Below are 18,762 nucleotides of genomic sequence, written 5' to 3'. Positions count from 1 at the left end.
GGGCCGCCTTATCTTTCGCATGTCTCCGCATGGGGCCGATGTCCTCTCGTCTTGTGAAAGGAGGGCATATATAAAAATGAAAGGTATGAAATATATGATTTCGATATGCAAATACAGACTGCGCCAAGGTTTGCTCTTGAGTGCGGCGACACTCGGACTTCTCTCGGGATTAAGCGCGGAACCGGCTCCACGCTGGATGGAATCTCTGGACCGAGGCGCGGTAGCCGTGCCGGCCAAAGACGGTGGTAATCTGGTGAGCTGGCGCCTGCTGGCGACAGATGCGCCAAAGACGGAATTCGACGTCTATCGAGACGGCAAAAAGATAAATGCCCGCCCCTTGGGCGGAGGCACAAACATCATTGATAAAGCCGGAACGCTGCAATCGACCTATGTGATCCGAACCCGCGTCGAGGGGAAAGACATCGAGACGAGCGGGCCGGTTGCGGTTTGGGCGAGCGGCTATCTCAGCGTCCCCATCCAACGCCCTCCCGGCGGCGTCACACCGACCGGGGAGCGCTATGACTATTCGGCCAACGAGGCCAGTGTCGCCGATCTGGACGGCGATGGTCGTTACGAAATCATCCTGAAATGGGACCCTGCCAATTCCAAGGATAACGCCTTCGATGGCTATACTGGCGAGGTCTATATCGACGCCTATACACTGGACGGCGAGCGCTTGTGGCGGATCAATTTGGGCCGCAATATCCGCGCCGGAGCGCACTACACGCAGTTTCAGGCTTACGATTACGATGGAGACGGGCGCGCGGAAATGGCAGTGCGGACAAGCGACGGGACTGTAGATGGCACCGGCAAGATCCTCGGTGACCCTAACGCCGACTGGCGGGAACCCGGAGGCGAGACACCATCAACCGACAAGACCGGTGGCGTGGTAAAGGCCGATGGGCGCATGGTCGCCCCTTTGCAGGGACGCATCATGAAAGGCCCTGAGTATCTAACGATTTTTGATGGACTGACCGGCGAGGCCTTGGCCAGCGAACCTTACTGGCCGGCACGCGATCCGCGCACGGATGCGCCGACGGCAGAGCAATTGAAAGAGATCTGGGGTGATGGCTACGCCAACCGATCCGACCGGTTCCTTGCGGGCACCGCCTATCTCGACGGACAGCGTCCCAGCATCATCATGGCGCGCGGTTACTATGCGCGTTCGACAATCGCGGCATGGGATTGGCGTGACGGGAAACTGACAAAACGCTGGGCGTTCGACAGCGCAACGTCCGGCAACGAAGCCTACGACGGACAAGGCAACCACCAACTCAGCATCGCCGATATCGACGGCGACGGGCGCGACGAGATCATCTACGGATCGATGGTCCTCGACGACAACGGCACCGGATTCTGGTCGGCCGGACTGCGACACGGCGACGCTCTTCACGTCGGCGACTTTGACCCGTCAAATCGGGGGCTTGCGCGGTTCGGAGTCCACGAACAGCCCTCCAAAAATGGAGGCATAGTCACGGCGATGATCGACCTCGCAACCGGTAAGATTTTGTGGACCGCCTCCGGCGACCGCGACAATGGACGCGGCATCATCATGGACATCGACCCGCGTTACCCTGGGGCGGAATCTTGGAGCGCGACGGATGACCATGTGCGCGACGTGAAGGGCAACTCAATCGGCACGATCAAGCCGGAAACGAACAAATTCGCAATCTGGTGGGATGGCGATCTCCTGCGCGAGCAACTTGAGAACACCATCATCAACAAGTGGAATTGGCGGGAGCAGCGCCTCCGAGCGTTTGCTGACTGGGGATGGTGTGGTTGCGAAGGGCGCGCCCGTGCTCAGCGGGGACATTCTTGGCGACTGGCGCGAAGAGGTGATCTGGGCGGCGGCGGATCATCAATCGCTGCGCATCTACGCGACGCCGTATCCCACCGAGCAACGGTTGGTGACGCTCATGCACGACTCCCAGTATCGCGTCGCCATTGCTTGGCAAAACACCGCGTATAATCAGCCGCCGCATCCGAGCTTCTATCTCGGCGACGGCATGAAAACGCCGCCGGCTCCGAAAATCATCACCCGGAAATTGACCGTGGGCGGCCTCAATGTGTCGCCGCAAGCGAAGAACCGGGCGGACTGGGCGGGCCAAGGCCAGCTATTTGTCGGAGTCAACTACCAGCCGGTGGATCGCTCGCCCGGGCAGATCAAGCTCGACATCGCCTGCATGAAAAAGGCGGGATTGCAGGTCGTGCGCATGGGCGACTTGTCCTGGGATTATTACGAGCCGAGAAACGGTGAGTTCACCTTCGAGGCATTTGATTCGGTCATGGACCAGATGCAGGCGGCGGGGATCAAGGTCGTCCTCGATATCGGCGGCTCAATCGCCCCCCAATGGCTGCATCAGGAGTATCCGGGTGCCACGCTCGCCAAGGAAGACGGCACGGCGCTTTACCCGGCCAGGCGGTATATGGTCGATATTTCCGATCCGGATTACCGCCGGTTGCTGCACCGCTTCGCCGATATATTTACCCGGCGTTATGGCAATCACCCGGCCGTCATCGCCATCGGCTACAACAACGAAATGGGCAACGGTTACAGGTCGTTCTCGGAGCCTGCCCGACAGCGTTTCATCGGCTGGCTGAAGGTAAAATACGGCGACCTGCCGGTCCTGAACAAGGCGTGGGCGACGCAACGCTGGTCGCGCAACATCACCGACTGGGATCAGATCCGCATGCCGGATGGCTCCAGTCCCAACGAGCGCTATCTCGACATGCGCCGGTTCTGGTCTGACGCGGCAATTAATCTGTTGAAAGACCTCGAATCCATCCGCCAAAACCATGCGCCCTCCAAGCCCGCACTCTCGAATCTGTGGCCCGACGGGCCGCGTCTCGGCTTCGATTGGCTGTCGAGCTACCGCCAATACGCCACGCATGGCGCCTTTGGATACTACGCAACCAATCCGCTCCATGGCGCGTTCGAGACCATGATGATGAAGGGTGCGATGTCAGCCCCGGTCTGGTTCAACGAATTTCAGGCGGGCGGTGATGGATTTTATGGCGAAAAGGGCCGCTCGCGTATGCTCAGTTATTTGGGCCTGCTGAACGGCGGGCAAGCCGTGCTGGCATGGACTTTCAACAGCCACCTCGGCGGTGAGGAACAGACTATCTTTGGCCTCCTCGACCACGACGACACTCCATCATGGAAACTCGATGAATGGATCGTCATCTCCAGCGAGTTTCAGACGATGCAGAAACTGGGCTTTCCGCGCGAGATGAATCCCGAAATCGCCATCTCCTATTCATGGGAATCGAGGCAGGCGGCGGACAGGGTCAAATCTTACTATACGACGCCCTACATGGATCATAAGCACAATTCGTATGCGCCGTTGTATAATGACAATATCGATGTGGACGTGATCAACATCGGCCATGAAAACCTCAGCCGGTATAAGCTGCTCGTCATCCCCGGCGAATATCTGATGGGCAAGGCGGCCACCGACGCTGTGCGCAATTACGTCAGGGACGGCGGCACGGTCGTCATGACGGCATCGTCGGCGAAGGTCACCGAGAACAACCAATGGTATAACACGCCTCTGCCGGGCAATCTCAGCGACGTTTTCGGCCTAAAAACCCATGAGTTCTACAATAATCCGAGTCCGCTGACCGGCGCCATCAACGGCGTCGAATTCAAGACCTCTATCAACTTCCACGAAGTGCTCGAAGCGTCCACGGCGGAAGTCTTGGCACGCTTCTCCGGCATCGAGGGATCACCTCCGGTTGTCACGGTCAACCGCTTCGGCAAAGGCAAGGCGATCTACGTCGCCGCCCAAACCCAGCCGTCCGTCCTCCAACCCCTTTACCGCCAGCTCTATCAGGAACTCGGCATCAAGCGCGGCCCGGTGACGCCGGAGGGCGTCTATGCCCGCGTCGTCAACGGTCGCATCCTCTACGTCAACACCAACCGCAAGTCGGTCGAGATCGACATCGAGGGACAGAAAAAGGGCGTCCTGTCCGGCAAGAGTTGGAGCGGCAAACTCCAGCTCGAATCCAATGGAGTCGAGGTCCTCGAATGAGACCAAGCCTGACGCGCAAAATACGATTAATAACCCATATTCAAAGACACATGAAAATAATCCGAGTTGTTCTTGTCGCCGCGTGCATGCTGGCATCAAGCATTTGTTTTGCCAACGTCCCCGGTGGCGGCAGCGGGAACGGCCCCGACGTGTCGCTCAAGGATGAGGGCGACAGCATTGTTCTCGACAATGGAATCGTGGCGATTCGCATCAACAAGACGGATGCCTCCGTCAGGAGCTTTATATATCAAGGCATGAACCTGTTCGAGGGCGGTCACGGCGGCGGCAGATTCTACTGGAGTTGGAACACGCCGGCCTATGGAGGGCCGCACGGCACGGCGATGGTGACTGCCGATCCCGCCTCCAACCATGGCGATTATGCGGAAGTGAAGGTCCACAGCCCCTGGTCCGGCAAGTCCGCCGACGCGGCCATGGATGTTGACATCTATTACAGCCTGAAACGCGGCACGCAGGGCTATTACGCGACTGCCATGCTGAACCACCCTGCGTCCTACCCCCGCACCGACGTCGGCGAATGGCGCTCGAACGCATATATCAGTCCCCTCTTCGACTGGCTCAGTGTCGATGCTCTGCGCCAGAGAAAAATGCCGACATTGGAAGACATGGTCGCCTCCGTGCCGGTGGAGGGTGCGCCAAAGGAGGTGACCTTGCTGACCAGCGGCATTTACGCAGGCCAGTTCGAATGCAAATACTCCTACAGCGCGGACCTGGGCGACCTCAACGTGTGGGGCTGGAGCAGCACCAGCAAACGCGTAGGCATCTGGATGACGATTCCCAGCCATGAGTATTACAACGGCGGCCCCATGAAGCGGGAGCTGACCGGACACATGAACCATGCGCTGTTGAATATGCTCAATGGTTCGCACTATAGCCAAGGCACCAAGTTGTCCATGGCGGCCGGCAGCGTCTTCAAAAAGACCTACGGCCCGTTCTTTGTCTATGCGAACAGTTATCAGGGTGCGGCCTCCGATTCGTCATCCAAAGTCGTTGAATCGCTGTGGCACGACGCACAGGCGCAAGCGGTGGCCGAACGGTCAGCGTGGCCTTACAGCTGGTTCAAGAATGCTGATTATGTGCAGGAATCGGGGCGGGGCACGGTCAGTGGCACATTGAAGGTGAGCGATGGCGGCAACCCTGCGGCGACAGCCGCTGGCGCATGGATAGGCTTGGCGCCGGACGACAACGGCACCGATTTCCAGTTGCAGGGCAGAACGTATCAATTCTGGGTAAAAACGTCTGCGGACGGACGCTTCAGCATTCCGCACGTGCTCCCCGGCGTTTACCATCTGTGGGCCTTTGGCGCGGGAAATATCGGCACCTTTAAGCAAGCGAATATCGAAGTGAGCGCGGGCAAGGCGCTGGATGTGGGCACTGTGCTGTGGACGCCGCCGCGGGTGGCGGACACACTGTGGGAAATCGGCATCCCCGACCGCGATTCCCAAGAATTTCACAACGGCGCCTTTAATTATACGCAGTGGGCGACGTTCGCCAAATCCAGATCCGAGTCCGAAAGCGGTTTGACTTACACCGTGGGCAAGAGCGATTGGCGCAAGGATTGGAATTATGCGCAGTTCGGGCCGGCGCCATGGACGATCAAATTCTCGCTGGCCGACAAGCCTGCCAAAGATGCGCCGGCATCGTTGTATATCGCATTGGCGTCCTCGGAAAGCACGTTGATGGTCACCGTCAACGGAACGCAGATAGGCACGTATAAAACGCCGCACCCCGCCCATGCGCCGATTCGCCTGGGCAGCCATGGCCCATTCGCGGAAACACGCATAGCAATTCCGCCCGGATTGTTAAAGCGAGGCACGAATACCATCGCCATTTCGCAAGTAATGGGAAAGGGCAAGACAGGAACCACACAATACGACTATCTGCGATTGGAAGCCGCAGGCACACGATTAGCCACGCCATAAAAACACCGTGTAGCCAAACCTTAACGTGAAACCCAAGGAAATCTCAAGCGCCACATCAGTCCGCGATCTCGCCCGCGTGCTCGGTCTTTCGCACACGACTGTCGCGCAAGGCTTGCGCAACAAACCGAGCGTAAAAGCCGAAACCCGCAAACGCATCCACGCAGCGGCGAAGGCCGCGGGCTACCAGCATAATCCGCTTACCGGAGCAGTCATGGCCGGAATGCGCCGCAAACGAGGAACCGCGTTTCAGGGTGTGGTTGCTCTCGTTGACCTTGATGGTTCGAAAAACCGTCCGTTCGGTCCGGCTTGCTATATCAGTGAAATCGTAAAAGGCGCCAGCGAACGTGCCGCACAACTCGGCTTCAAAATAAAAACTTTCGACACGACCCGCCGCCATAGTGGCGCCGCTACTCAGGAACAACTCGTTTCCATGTTTCATGAAGGCGGCATATCCGGCGTTTTCCTGCTGCCGGTGAAAAACCACAACACTATAAACAACTTCGACTGGTCGCGTTATGCAGGCGTCTACGCGGACTATAGCATCGGCGAGAACGCGTTTCATAGTATCTGCCCGAATCATTACAATGCGATGAACATGGTGCTCCACCGCCTGCACGCGCTCGGTTACCGGCGGCCCGGTCTCGTGCTCAACCAATATGGCGAGGAGCGACTGCTCCATCGCTGGGGTGACGCCTATTGGATGTTCAAAAACGGTTACGATTACAATAACCCGGAAGTTCCCACGCTTATCGCTCCCGTGATTGATCGCGCAGCGTTTTCGACGTGGTTTACAGAACATAATCCTGATGTTGTGCTCTGCATTGATGCCAAGGTCATGGATTGGATGCGCGAATGCGGTGCAAAAATCGCGACGACACACGGATATTTTTGCCTGAATACAACGCAGAATCCCGGCATAGCCTGTGCGGGCCTCGACCAGCAGCCCCGGTTGCTCGGCGCGCGCGGCATTGAACAAGTTACCGGGCAAATCTACCGCAACGAATACGGTATTTCGGAGCATCCATCGACCACGCTTATCCCTGCGCAATGGATTGATGGTCCGACTGTACGCGCATCCGAACTTTTATCGCGGCGATGGCATGGCCCCGCCAGCCAAGCCAAACCCCGTCACAGCTCTAACATCGGCCCGGGTCAGGCAAAGTGATGGCTGGGGCGGAAAGCATACAATATAGCATTAACATCATATTGCTCAAAAACGGTCATGCCTCGCAAAGAAACAAAAATGAAAATAAGTGTGTTGCTGGCTTGCCTGCTGGCCCTCGTTGGAACCATGCCCGCTGCGGCTTTGGAACCGGAGTCATTCATGAATCCGCCGTCATCGGCCAAGCCCACCATTTGGTGGTTCTGGGGCGAGTCCGTCACCACGGAGCATGGCATCACGCAGGATCTCGAAGCGATGAAACGCGTCGGTTTCGGTGGTGTGGTTATCTACGAGCAGGTCTTCAGCGATGCGCCCGATGCCTACAAGAGCCTTTCGCCCGATTTTATGGCGCGAGTCCGGTTTGCCGCGGCCGAGTGTGCGCGGCTTGGCATGTCCTTGGAATTAAATGTAGGGCCCGGCTTTGTTGCCGGAGGGCCGTGGATCACGCCGGAGCTTGGTTTGCAGCGGCTGGTTTCCAGCGAAATTGTGGTTTTTGGCGGGCGCACGTTTTCCGGGAAGTTGCCACAACCGCCGACGATGCATGGTTTCTATCGGGATGTCGCGGTGCTGGCCTATCCCTCACCGGCTGGAAATGAAGCCGCCCAGCCGCCCGTCCTCACCTGCAAACCGGCCGGGCTTGATTTGGCCACGATGTTCGCTCGCGACGGCAAGAAAGTCCGCATTCCACCTTTGCCAAAAGGCCAGCCGACATTGATTCAAATCGACTACGGCAGGCCGTTTACGGCACGCAGTATTGTGTTTGCGCAACGGCCGAACACCAAGGGCCTCATCATGGCCACGCAGCTTCCCGGAAATTGGAGCGATGACAATTACGGGCAGGGCGTGCATCCGCATCCACCCCTCGGCCAGTTGGAGGCGAGCGATGACGGGATTCACTGGGAGTTCGTCTGCACACTGCCACAGCGCGGACTCCAACTCGACGGACGCCAACGGCAAACCTTGGCTTTTCCGGCAAAGACGGCGCGATTCTTTCGCTTGAACCTTCATGATTGGGGGCCCAACAAGCTCTACAAGGATGACGATTTGCACATCGGCAGCGTCGAGCTATTGGGCGAAGCACGCATTGATCAATGGGAGGTGAAATCGGCAAACTACATCGACTTCGCAGATCCTGATCGCACCCCGGATTACGCCGCGCACGAGGTGATTGATCCGGCGAAAATCGTTGATTTGACCAACCGGCTCAACCCTGACGGGACGCTGGTTTGGGACGCGCCACCCGGCCGGTGGACGATCCTGCGCTTTGGCCACACCGCGACGGGAGCATCGACCAAGCACAGCCGCCCCGAGAGCAAGGGACTGGAATGTGACAAGATGAGCGCGAAAGCGGCGCAGGTGCAGTTCGACAATTATGTCGGGAAAATTTTGAATGAAGTACGAAGTGTTCCAGGCGCGCGACTGGCGGGAATCCACATTGATAGCGCCGAGACCGGTTCACAAAACTGGACGGCTGATTTTCCCGCACAGTTTCAGGCGAGGCGCGGTTATGATTTGCGGCGCCTTTTGCCGAGCATGGCGGGACGCGTGGTGGGCAGCCGCGAGCAATCGGACCGGTTTCTTACCGACGTGCGGCGCACATGCGCCGACATGATTGCCGATCTCTACTACGGGGAATTTCAACGACTCTGCCACGCCAACGGCATGACGGTGATGGCGCAAGCCCCCGGCATCGCTACCTGCCTCCCGGTCGATAACATTCAGTCCAAGGGGCGCACCGATATTCCGATGTCCGAATTTTGGCTGAGCCAGCGCGACGGAACGCTCGACCTCAAGGAAGCATCGTCCGCCGCTCACCTCTACGGTCTTTCGCTCGCGGCGGCCGAGGCGTTCACAGGCAGTCCCGCCGACGTTACGCTGACAAGAATAAAACCCCTCGCGGACAACGCGCTGGCATTGGGAATCAACTATTTTGTCGTGCTCGCCTACGTGCATCAGCCCTGGGACGATCGAAAGCCCGGAGTTACGGAGGATAGTTATTATCTCCCGTATCAACGGCACAACACATGGTGGGAATATAGCGGCGGTTTTTGGAACATGCTCGCCCGGTCCTCGCACATGATGCGTCAGGGACAGCCGGTGATTGATCTGCTCTATCATTTGGGAAATGATGTCCCTCTGAAAATTTTCCCGGCGCGGATGCGGCCCGCTCCACCGGACAGTTATGATTACGACGTATGCGGAGACGAGCCCCTGCTCATGGCCGGTGTGAAAGATGGTCGCGTGGTGATGCCGGGCGGAATGAGCTACAGCGTGTTGGTTCTTGCGGGCGGTGATCACATGACGCTCGCCGCCGCCCGCCATTTGAAAACACTGGTGACGCAGGGGGCGGTCGTTCTCGCAACAAATAAACCCATCGGATCGCGCAGCCTCGCCGATGGTGCTGCCGGCGACGCGGAGGTTCGAAAAATTGCCGATGAATTGTGGGGGACGGGCCGGATGGGAACGTCAGGCGAGCATGCGACCGGCAAGGGGCGCGTGGTCTGGGGGCGCACGCCGGCTGAAATTCTGAATGGACTGGGGGTTCCGAAGGATTTTGAAGCGGTATTCACCGATCAAAAAATCATATTCGCGCACCGTCGCACCGACGTCGAAGACATTTATTTTGTGGCAAACCGTGGCGTAAAACCCGCGACATTTGCCGGGCAATTCCGGGTGCACGGACGGGTTCCGCAGGCATGGAATCCCGAAACGGGGGAGATCACCGCACTGCCCGGATTCTGTGCGAAACAGAACCGCATCGAAGTGCCGCTTCAGTTGGAAGCCAATGCCTCGCTCTTTGTCGTGTTTCGCGACGAACCGGCTCCAAAGAAAACGCCTCCCGGTCTTGTCGGGGAAATTCCCGTCTTGAAAAAACTTTCAGGCCCGTGGCAGGTTGGATTCCAGCCGGGCACCGGCGCACCAGAGCAGTTGGCATTTCCTGCGTTGATTTCTTGGACGGCGCATTCCGATTCCGGTGTCCGCAACTACTCCGGCGCGGCGACGTATGCGAAGGAGTTTGACCTGTCGGCGATGCCTGACGGGAATGTGATGCTTGATCTGGGTCGCGTGGAAACGGTGGCCTCGGTGACGTTGAACGGAGTTGATTTGGGCGCGCTGTGGAAGGCACCTTACGCGGTGGATGTGACCAAGGCGCTTCGCCTCGGGAAAAACCGGCTTGAGGTGAAGATCATCAACACCTGGGCAAATCGACTGATAGCGGACTCGGGATTACCGGAATCGCAGCGTGTGTCATGGGCGACCTTTAACCCCTACAAACCCAGTGACCGACTCCGCCCATCGGGCCTGCTCGGCCCGGTCGTCTTGCGGGCGACTGGCAAGTAGACGAATCCGCGATTTAGACGAAGGCAAAGCTCGGGCCTCAAGGCGCAAAACACTTTATGAAAACAAAATTCTACTACGGACTCACTGCTCTCTTCCTCGCGCTGGCCAGTCTTACTTTGGCCGCCGGCACCGCCACGACCATCAAGCCCGGCGCGCTCTGGCCTGATGATCGCGGCGAACATATCAACGCCCACGGCGGCGGCATTCTCAAACTCAGTGACACTTGGTATTGGTTTGGTGAATACCGCCCGAAGGATGCTGTTCCCGGTCGCCGCTACGTCTCGTGTTACTCATCCACGGATCTCGTCAACTGGAAGTTTTGCGGGCTGCCGATCGACATGGCAGCGCCCGAAAACATCGGTCCGAATTGGGTTCTTGAGCGCCCGAAGGTTTACTACAACGCGACGACAAAAAAATTTGTGATGTACCTGCACATCGACGGACCACTCGACCCCAACGAGCCCGATCCCACTAAAGCCTACAAAATCGCCCGCGTCGGCGTGGCCGTTTCCGACACCGTCGAAGGTCCCTACACATACCTCCGGTCCTTCCGTCCTCTCGGGCAGGAGAGTCGCGACATCGGCCAGTTTATCGATGATGACGGCAGCGCCTACCTGATCTTCGAGAGCCGCCCGACGAAAGGCTTCTTCATCGCGAAACTCTCCGACGACTATCTGGACGTCATCGAACAGACTGCCTTCATCCAGGCTCCGATCGAGGGCGGCGCGCTTGTGCATTACGATGGCCTCTACTATCTCCTCGGCTCCGCACTCACCGGCTGGGCGCCGAACCCAAATAAATACGCCACCGCAAACGATCTGAAAGGTCCGTGGAGCGAGTTCAAGGACATCGCTCCGCCCGAGACCAAGACGTATCACTCGCAATCGACAATGCTTTTAAAAATCGTAGGCACCAAAAAAACGACCGTCATCTTTATGGGAGACCAGTGGAAACCCAAAACCCAGTGGGACAGCCGTTACCTCTGGATGCCGGTGGAAATCGGCAACGGCAGACTCTGGCTTCCAGAACCTCAGGAGTGGACACTCGATGTGAAGAGCGGAGCGTCCGCGATCATCACTCCGCAGCGCGCCAGTGCGGCAGAGGCGATTCCTGCGAAGAAAGATGTGATCAACGCGATGACGCTGGCGAATAACTACTTCATGGCAAAATGGCCCAAGGCGGGCAGTCACGACCTTCCCAAGAAGCGTCCCTGCAACATCTGGACACGTGGAGTTTATTTCGAGGGGGCGCTTGCCTTGAGACCACAGGCACGGCGCTTTTCATTTACGGGCTGGCCTGGGGAATCAACAAGGGGCATCTGCCCGCCGACACTTATCTACCTGCTACCACCAAAGGCTGGAATGCGATGACCACCAAGGCGCTGCATCCGAACGGCTTTCTGGGTTATGTTCAAGGCTCCGGCAGCAAACTCTCGGACGCTCAGCCCGTGACTTATAATATGATTACGGATTTCGACGACTTTGGGTTAGGATGCTTCCTGCTCGCGGGCAGTGAAGTGCAGGCCCTTGCCGCGGCTCGCAGTGCTTCGGGCGATTCCGAAGTTCTGACAACTGGTGCTTCCAAAAAGGACCGTCGGCTCCGCCACCAAACAAATAAAAGCACCAGTTGCCGGACGCTTGAGTCGTATTTCATAATGAAAAGACTCCCAGATTTCGCTGCCCCGGCGATAAGTGTCTCGATGCCAGCCTTCGCTGCCGACTCTCGATCAATTAACCAAGCCGGACCACTAAACCCTGTGAAGTAACCAACCAGACAACCATGAGAATACTATTCATTATTATTGGCATTTGTTGCGCAATATCGGCATTTGCCCAGGACGGCAACGATTCGGTTCGAATAAACCAACTATTCAATTTCGATTGGAAATTTAAAGCGGGCGAGATCTCGAATGCCGAGGATCCGAAGCTTGACGATCGCGACTGGCGCAAGCTGGACCTGCCCCATGATTTTCAGTTTGAGCAACCGTGGGATAAGTCGGCCAGTCGAGGTCGTGGTTTTAAAGCGATGGGCGCAGGTTGGTATCGAAAGACCTTCAATGCGGATGCTGCTTGGAAAGGGAAGCGGGTATTACTGGACTTTGAGGGCATTATGCTAACGGGGAATGTCTGGCTGAATGGAAGGAAAATCGGCGGAACAGATTATGGCTATCTTGGTTTTGAATTGGATATAACAGACATAATAAGATACGACACCGTCAACTGTGTTGCCGTTCGTGCTTCTACGGGCGAAATGGGCAATTCCCGTTGGTACACGGGTGGTGGACTTTTTCGAGATGTGCATTTGATTGTAAAGGACAAAATCTCAATTGCACGTCACGGTGTTTTTATAACAACTCCAAGTATCTCTAGTCAGAACGCCGTGGTCAACGTGCAAGTGGAAGTGGCGGGAATTAAAAATCAACAATACGAACTGCAGATCAATACCAGGATATTTTCCCCGGCAGGGGCGCTGGTGGCTGAAACTAAAATGTTGGCGCCGCAAAAATCAAAACTCGCTGAAGTTGAAGTCCAATTGCCGAAAATAAATATATCCAATCCGCAGCTTTGGTCGTGCGAAACACCCAATCTTTACTCTGCAGAAGTCGTATTGGTATTAAACGGCAAGGTGATTGATAAAATCACTGAAAAATTCGGAATCCGTACCATTGAATTTTCCAAAGAATATGGGCTAAAGTTAAATGGGAGAAAGGTCTTTCTTAAAGGTGTCGCCAATCATCATGACCTGGGGGCCGTGGGTGCGGCCGCTTACGAAACTTCGATCGCCAGGATGATGGATAAGCTTAAGGCTTTTGGATTTAACCATATAAGGACTTCCCACAATCCTTACTCCGAATCGTTTCTTAGGCTCGCCGACGAGAAGGGCATTTTGGTCGTGGATGAATTATACGACAAATGGGGTAGCACAGTTGCCTGGGCTGGAAGTGCGCCTTGGAATGATTTGTGGTACAAAAATACAAAGGAGTGGATTAAACGCGACCGGAATCATCCTTCGGTTATTATGTGGAGCTTTGGAAATGAACTGCAGTTTCAGGAAGAACGGTGGGGGTTCCCAACAAGTGATTGGGGAGTGACGACCTACAGGATTTTGGATGTGGTGGCAAAACGGTACGATCCTACCCGCAAAACAACCGTTGCCATGTATCCCGCCCGTGCGGGAGGCATTGTTAAGGCCGACAGGGACTTCAATATTGAAGATAATATAGTACCGCCCGAACTTTCAATAGTAACCGATGTGGCCAGTTTCAACTATTGCTGGAATGATTATCAAAATTATCTGAAACATGCTCCGGATTTGATTATCTACCAAAGTGAGGCTGTGACTAACGAATTGGCAGCCCCTTACTTTGGAATGGACAGGGATAAAATGGTCGGTTTGGCTTATTGGGGTGCCATCGAATATTGGGGGGAATCCAGCGGTTGGCCACGCAAGGGCTGGAACTATTCATTCTTCAATCATTCACTGGAGCCTAACCCGCAAGCTTATTTAATAAAAAGCATTTTCAACGACGAACCGTTGGTGCATATTGGCATAGTTGATAGTGAAGCCGAGTCGCGTCTCTGGAATGACGTGGTGGTGGGACGAAATTATATCTCGTCGCATTGGAATCGGGAGGCAGGAAAAAAGTATGATATCTATACTTATAGCAATGCCGATGAGGTGGAATTAGTGGTTAATGGGAAATCTATGGGAGTGCGGCAAAATTCTGCCGACGTGAAAAAACGCAATATCGTTTTTTGGAAAGACATTCCGTTTGCTCCTGGAAAAATTACTGCAATTGCCCGAAGAGGAGATAAAGAAGTGGCGCGTCACGAACTAGAAACAACCGGAGAATTCATTGGATTGGTGTTAGAAACTGAGAACTCCGCATGGAAAGCCGATGGTATGGATCTTCAATATGTAAAGGTGTACGCTGTAGACAGCAAGGGGCGCAAAGTGCCGACTGCCGCCGAAGAGATTGCTTTTGAACTCAGCGGGCCTGCGCGGTTGATTGCCGTGGATAATGGCAATCATTCGAGCGATAGTTTGTTTGGCGGCAATAAAACAGTGCTTCACAAAGGCTTTGCAATGGCGATATTGCGCTCAGAAAAAATAGCTGGAACCGTAAAGCTCAAAGTTACTGCAGCGGAATTGAAGCAGTTGGAAGAAACCTTAATAGTAAAATAGATATTCAAGGGTTTTGGTGCGCTGATTTGATGGTTGTCTGATCAGCAGCCGCGTGACGATTGAGGCCCACGGTGCCGTGAGCGATGGCAAGACGCTTAACACGGACAGGATCCAAGCTGCGGTCGGCAATCTTGCCTCCGCAGGCGGGGGAACGCTGGCTGTCCCGCGAGGAACGTTCTTGAGCGGCGCGCTTTTCTCAAACCGGGCGTGACCCTCCATCTCGAAAAGGGAGCGGTGCTAAAGTGTTCGACCGACATGGCCAACTTCCCCGCACGGCGCATCCGGATCGAGGGTCATTTCGAGCGCACGCCGCCGTGAAAGCGTGTTTCCAGCCACCCGAGCCATGCGCCCTGCCCGGCGCGGTGGCGGATGCGCGCCTTTTCCGCGATAAGGAGCCGACCCGCGCGCCATGCGGCGGACAGCGCGGCGTCGAGCGAGCGGCGGGAGTCGCCGGCAAGCCGCCGCGCCTCTGCGTGCAGGCGGTTGATTTCCAAAAAGGCGGATGTCTCGCGCGCCGGGGGCGCGGGCGTGACGTTGCACTGGGCAAGGGGCGGCATAAGTGTATCCGTGTTCATGATACGAGACCCATGCTTTGGCGGAAATCGTCCGCAAGTTTGTGGACGGTCTGCGGGGTGCAGCCGGCCTGTTCGCCGAGCGCCTCCAGCGTCATGCCGCCGATGAGGTCGGGGCGGACCTGGCGCAGCACGATGGACGCGCGCAATCCGCGCTGCTCCAGTGTGGTGCCCTCGGGAATCCACAGCAGCACGTGCGCGATGGCCTCCGCCGCCATCGCGCGGGCCTCGGCTTTGGGGTCAACGGGGTTTTGGAAAAACGCGTCGTCGCTGGCGGACGCGCGGGCGGGGTTTGGGGCGGACTGGGCGGGATTGGTTTTATTTTGTGTATTCATGTTGTTGCCTCGCCCCGCATCCTGCCAGCGTTTATAAAATCAAAATAGCGGCGCGCTTCATCGCGGGTTTGCCCGGATTTCGCGCAGGGCTTTTCGATGTATATAAAAACGCCACACGCATGGCGCGTGTGGCGTTGGAATTTCCTGCCGTATTACGGGCGGTTTTATCCGCGCGCGGGCACCAGCAGCCGGGTGCGGATATGCGCGGAGACCTCGGCAAGGTCGTAATATACAAAGTGCCCGACGCGGTGATGCGGAATGCGGCGGGCGCGCGTCCATTCGCGCAGCGTGCGCACGGACGGCTCGCGCCCCTGCGGGAAAATCCCGCTGAGGCGCAGGCCGTTGATGTCCGTGAGCGCGGGATGCGCGCGCGTTTGCGCGGGGGCTGGTGCTGGCGTGGTGGAGTTCATACGCCCCATGTGCGCGCATCACGTGGCGCGCGGGGGCTTTCATTCCGTGGCCGTGCCCTGGTTCCCCGCAGGTGCGGCGCGGAAACGAAAGAAGCCAAGCGGGGCAGGAGGGGACGGGAGGGCGGATGCGGCGGGGAAATCGCATCCGTCCTCCCGGTTACGGTTTTATGCGGCGAGCCGGTTTTGTGGGTCGGACGCGGGCGTGGGTGCGCTCTCTGTCTGCGGCGCTGGTTTCGCTTGCGGCACGGCGCGCAATCTCGGCGCGATGGCAAAGAAGGCCCCGGCCTCCTGCGGGGTGGTCACGTTCAGGTAATGCCGCCGGATGATGCTTTCGGAATTGCCCGCCTGCAACGCCGTGTCGCCCATCGAACGGAATTTCGCCACGTGCATCGAAATGAACGTGTGCCGCAGCACGTCGTGCCCGACGCCGAACTTTTGGCGGATGCGCGTGAGTTTTTTTGCAATGCTCTTCATCTTCTCCTTGGGCGGAATGACGGGGTATTCGTCCAGCGGATAGGCTTTGAGCCACGCGGCAAGGTTGGGCTGGATGGTGACCAAGCGGCGCATGTTCACCTTCGACACCCACGGCTCGATGGTGATGGCGCTGTTTTCCAAGCGCACGTCGGCGGCGGGCAGCTTGGAAATCTCCCCCTCGGGTCGGATGCCGGCGAACAGGCACAACGCGAAAAACGGCACGAATGCCCCGCCGTGGACGCTCTCCACGTGCGCCATTAGTTGCGCGGCGCGCTCCGCCGTCAGCGCCTCGGCGCTGCCGCGATTGTGCTCGATGCGGTTGCGCGGGATTTTCGCCACCGGGTTGCCGCCCACCCATTCCTTGCGCACCGCGTGATTGAAAAACGCGCACAGCACGCCGCGCCGGTTGTTCTGCGTCTTCAGCGCCCCGTCGTCGCGCCGGATGTAGGCGTGCAATGCCTCCGTGCCTACCTCCGCAAGCGTCTGCGTCGGAAAATGCCGCTGGAACTCCGTCAGCTCCAGCCGGATGTTCCGCAACTGCCGTTCGCCTATCAACGCCTGTTGCACGTCCTCCTTGCGCGCCTTCATGTAGGTTTCGATGGCATCGGCGATTTTCAGCGCGGCTTCGGGCTCGCGGTAATTGGCCAGCGCATAGTCGAGATAGAACGTGAGCGGACGCCGCGCCTTCTCCAGCCGGAGAAACGCGGCCTCGGCCTCGCGCAACTGCGCCTCGGTCAAAAACGTGCTCGCGCCGCGAAGGTTGGATTGCGACTGGAGCAGACGCAGTTCGAGCGCGGCGCGCTCGGCAATGGCGTCCTCGCGGGTCTTGAAGTTCTTGCGGATGCGCTCGCCGAGCAACCAGCCGGCCACGCGGAATGAAATCACGCCGTTGCGGTTCTTGAACGGCTTGATCGTGAATGCGGATTTTTTTTGTTTCATCGATGGTTGCCGCCTTCACGTGGCAACCTATTCATGGACTTTCCGGCTTCCCTATGGAAATCGGGCCTTTCGTGCCGGCAAGATGCCGGCGCTCCCAGTCGCTCACGCGGCTGCGCGGCCTCTTGTGGCCTTCGGCTTGGGTAGCGGCGGCGGGACGCCGCCGCTCCGGCCGACACCCCATGGGAGCTGGCAAACGGTTTTACTCCTTCGGGATCTCGTTGTTCGTGCGCAGCATCAGGACGGGCGTCTTGGTTTTTACCCAGAGGTCGGCTTCCTTGAAATATTTGGCGGCGACGTTTTCCAGCGCCTCGCCGACGGTTTTGGCCGGATAGAGGCGGCCCTTTTTCGAGGCATTGTAATCGTAGGTGCCGCGGAAAATGCGATCCTGCGTGGTGGCCACGCTTTCGTTTTCCGGAATCTGGAGCACCCAGCCCGCAAAATCCCCCTTGGGCAGGCGGTCCTCGGGGTCGGAGATGAGGATGACAAACTGCTTTTTCACCGGCGGCGGCTTGTTTTCGTCCGCCTCGGAATCCGCCTGCGTGACGAGGTTCATTTCCTCGACGATCTGGCGGAGCAGGGCGGGGTCGACCTGATTTCGTTTCAAAATTTCGGCAACTTGATTGACGTCGATTTTTGGCATGGCGTGCGATGAAAATTTGCCTCACGAAAGCACACATTCCGCGATGATGGACAAGACAAACATGCAAGCCGCCTCTCCCGCCGCCTCTGGCGCGGCCAGGACGCCGCCCGGCCCGGCGCAGCGTGACGACGAGGTTTTCGACGTGGTCAACGAACGCGACGAGGTCACCGGCCAGGCCACGCGCGGGGAGGTCCACGCCCGGAAACTGTTTCACCGCGCCGTGCATGTGCTGGCGCGGGGGGCGGACGGACGGGTGTTCCTGCAAAAGCGGTCGCTGGCGAAGGACACCTCGCCGGGCCGGTGGGATTCGTCCTGTTCCGGGCACGTCGATGCGGGCGAGGATTACGCGGCGGCGGCGGTGCGGGAACTGCGCGAGGAAATCGGCGCGCATATCGCCGGCCCGGAACACCTGACGCCGTTGTTCAAGCTTTCGCCCCACGCGCAAAACGGCTGGGAATTCGTATCCGTTTACTGGATTCGCCACGACGGGCCGTTCGAGCTGAATCCGGCCGAGATCGAGCGCGGCGAGTGGTGGACGCCCGGGGATGTGACGCGCGCCATCGCGGCGCAGCCGGGGGATTTCTCGAGCACGTTTCGGATGGCGTGGGAGCGCTTCGCGCAAGTAACAAGTGCCAAGTAACAAATGGCAAGTGGCAAGGCCCGCCGCGGCATCCTTCTTGTCACTTGTTACTTGTCACTTGGAACTTGTTACCTGGCATTTGCCACTTGTCA

General features: G+C 57.7%; 13 protein-coding genes and 2 pseudogenes. 9 read left to right on the top strand and 6 right to left on the bottom strand.

Annotated features, from left to right (window positions below; translation table 11 throughout):
- Positions 1-19: 19 nt before the first annotated feature.
- The 4 genes and pseudogenes from OH491_RS00130 to OH491_RS00115 all read left to right on the top strand — a co-directional run.
- A pseudogene (locus OH491_RS00130) lies at positions 20-1,693 on the top strand (rhamnogalacturonan lyase); the annotation flags it as partial.
- A 64-nt stretch (positions 1,694-1,757) separates the two neighbouring features.
- Positions 1,758-4,031, top strand: a complete 2,274-nt coding sequence (locus OH491_RS00125; RefSeq protein ID WP_342750786.1) for a beta-galactosidase — start codon at positions 1,758-1,760, stop codon at positions 4,029-4,031.
- Between the two features lie 50 nt (positions 4,032-4,081).
- Entirely contained in the window at positions 4,082-5,971 is a 1,890-nt protein-coding gene (locus OH491_RS00120; protein WP_068772714.1) for a polysaccharide lyase family protein, read from the top strand.
- Positions 5,972-5,996: 25 nt separating this feature from the next.
- Entirely contained in the window at positions 5,997-7,136 is a 1,140-nt protein-coding gene (locus OH491_RS00115) for a LacI family DNA-binding transcriptional regulator (RefSeq protein WP_068772715.1), read from the top strand.
- Here OH491_RS00115 and OH491_RS00110 read toward each other — a convergent pair.
- On the bottom strand, positions 7,124-7,297 hold the full coding sequence (locus tag OH491_RS00110) for a hypothetical protein (RefSeq protein WP_334319673.1): 174 nt from the start codon (positions 7,295-7,297) through the stop codon (positions 7,124-7,126). The two genes, OH491_RS00115 and OH491_RS00110, sit on opposite strands and share 13 nt — an antisense overlap.
- Between OH491_RS00110 and OH491_RS00105 the strand changes: the two genes are divergently transcribed.
- The 4 genes and pseudogenes from OH491_RS00105 to OH491_RS00090 all read left to right on the top strand — a co-directional run bounded on the left by OH491_RS00105 (position 7,296) and on the right by OH491_RS00090 (position 14,660).
- Positions 7,296-10,475: a glycosyl hydrolase gene (locus OH491_RS00105; RefSeq protein WP_342750785.1), complete on the top strand. Its 3,180-nt coding sequence runs from the start codon at positions 7,296-7,298 to the stop codon at positions 10,473-10,475. The two genes, OH491_RS00110 and OH491_RS00105, sit on opposite strands and share 2 nt — an antisense overlap.
- 56 nt (positions 10,476-10,531) lie before the next feature.
- The gene (locus OH491_RS00100; protein WP_068772717.1) at positions 10,532-11,845 is read left to right on the top strand and encodes a family 43 glycosylhydrolase; all 1,314 of its coding nucleotides are present in this window, start codon (positions 10,532-10,534) and stop codon (positions 11,843-11,845) included.
- Positions 11,734-12,003, top strand: a pseudogene (locus tag OH491_RS00095) (glycoside hydrolase family 88 protein); the annotation flags it as partial. The gene OH491_RS00100 and the pseudogene OH491_RS00095, both read left to right, overlap by 112 nt.
- Before the next feature lie 251 nt (positions 12,004-12,254).
- Positions 12,255-14,660 (top strand): glycoside hydrolase family 2 TIM barrel-domain containing protein, encoded by a 2,406-nt coding sequence (locus OH491_RS00090; protein WP_342750784.1) that lies wholly within the window; start codon positions 12,255-12,257, stop codon positions 14,658-14,660.
- Between the two features lie 293 nt (positions 14,661-14,953).
- Here the strand turns inward: OH491_RS00090 and OH491_RS00085 are convergent, their stop codons facing one another.
- From OH491_RS00085 to OH491_RS00065, 5 genes are all read right to left on the bottom strand, one after another.
- Positions 14,954-15,235, bottom strand: a complete 282-nt coding sequence (locus OH491_RS00085) for a hypothetical protein (protein WP_068772719.1) — start codon at positions 15,233-15,235, stop codon at positions 14,954-14,956.
- Positions 15,232-15,567, bottom strand: coding sequence for a hypothetical protein (locus tag OH491_RS00080; protein WP_068772720.1), 336 nt, complete (start codon positions 15,565-15,567; stop codon positions 15,232-15,234). Before OH491_RS00080 ends, OH491_RS00085 begins: the two co-directional genes overlap by 4 nt.
- Positions 15,568-15,731: 164 nt before the next feature.
- Positions 15,732-15,977 (bottom strand): helix-turn-helix domain-containing protein, encoded by a 246-nt coding sequence (locus OH491_RS00075; protein ID WP_068772721.1) that lies wholly within the window; start codon positions 15,975-15,977, stop codon positions 15,732-15,734.
- A gap of 165 nt (positions 15,978-16,142) precedes the next feature.
- Complete coding sequence (locus OH491_RS00070; protein ID WP_068772722.1) at positions 16,143-17,390, bottom strand: tyrosine-type recombinase/integrase; 1,248 nt, start codon at positions 17,388-17,390, stop codon at positions 16,143-16,145.
- 199 nt (positions 17,391-17,589) lie between these two features.
- Positions 17,590-18,030, bottom strand: coding sequence for a hypothetical protein (locus OH491_RS00065; RefSeq protein ID WP_068772723.1), 441 nt, complete (start codon positions 18,028-18,030; stop codon positions 17,590-17,592).
- 61 nt (positions 18,031-18,091) lie between these two features.
- On the opposite strand from OH491_RS00065, the gene OH491_RS00060 reads away from it, so the two are divergent.
- Positions 18,092-18,670, top strand: coding sequence for an NUDIX hydrolase (locus OH491_RS00060; protein WP_068772851.1), 579 nt, complete (start codon positions 18,092-18,094; stop codon positions 18,668-18,670).
- Positions 18,671-18,762 lie beyond the last annotated feature (92 nt).

This window comes from Termitidicoccus mucosus, from assembly GCF_038725785.1.
Taxonomy (GTDB): Bacteria; Verrucomicrobiota; Verrucomicrobiia; order Opitutales; family Opitutaceae; genus Termitidicoccus; species Termitidicoccus mucosus.
Note: the sequence above shows the minus strand (reverse complement) of the source record. Positions and strands in the feature narration are given on the sequence as shown.

Excerpts from the sequence above, each read along its gene's own strand:
- OH491_RS00065 (WP_068772723.1), bottom strand. The coding sequence starts at position 18,030 with ATGCCAAAAATCGACGTCAATCAAGTTGCCGAAATTTTGAAACGAAAT.
- OH491_RS00085 (WP_068772719.1), bottom strand. The coding sequence starts at position 15,235 with ATGAACACGGATACACTTATGCCGCCCCTTGCCCAGTGCAACGTCACG.
- OH491_RS00120 (WP_068772714.1), top strand. The coding sequence starts at position 4,082 with ATGAAAATAATCCGAGTTGTTCTTGTCGCCGCGTGCATGCTGGCATCA.
- OH491_RS00090 (WP_342750784.1), top strand. The coding sequence starts at position 12,255 with ATGAGAATACTATTCATTATTATTGGCATTTGTTGCGCAATATCGGCA.
- OH491_RS00110 (WP_334319673.1), bottom strand. The coding sequence starts at position 7,297 with ATGAATGACTCCGGTTCCAAAGCCGCAGCGGGCATGGTTCCAACGAGG.
- OH491_RS00075 (WP_068772721.1), bottom strand. The coding sequence starts at position 15,977 with ATGAACTCCACCACGCCAGCACCAGCCCCCGCGCAAACGCGCGCGCAT.
- OH491_RS00060 (WP_068772851.1), top strand. The coding sequence starts at position 18,092 with ATGCAAGCCGCCTCTCCCGCCGCCTCTGGCGCGGCCAGGACGCCGCCC.
- OH491_RS00105 (WP_342750785.1), top strand. The coding sequence starts at position 7,296 with ATGAATCCGCCGTCATCGGCCAAGCCCACCATTTGGTGGTTCTGGGGC.
- OH491_RS00070 (WP_068772722.1), bottom strand. The coding sequence starts at position 17,390 with ATGAAACAAAAAAAATCCGCATTCACGATCAAGCCGTTCAAGAACCGC.
- OH491_RS00100 (WP_068772717.1), top strand. The coding sequence starts at position 10,532 with ATGAAAACAAAATTCTACTACGGACTCACTGCTCTCTTCCTCGCGCTG.
- OH491_RS00080 (WP_068772720.1), bottom strand. The coding sequence starts at position 15,567 with ATGAATACACAAAATAAAACCAATCCCGCCCAGTCCGCCCCAAACCCC.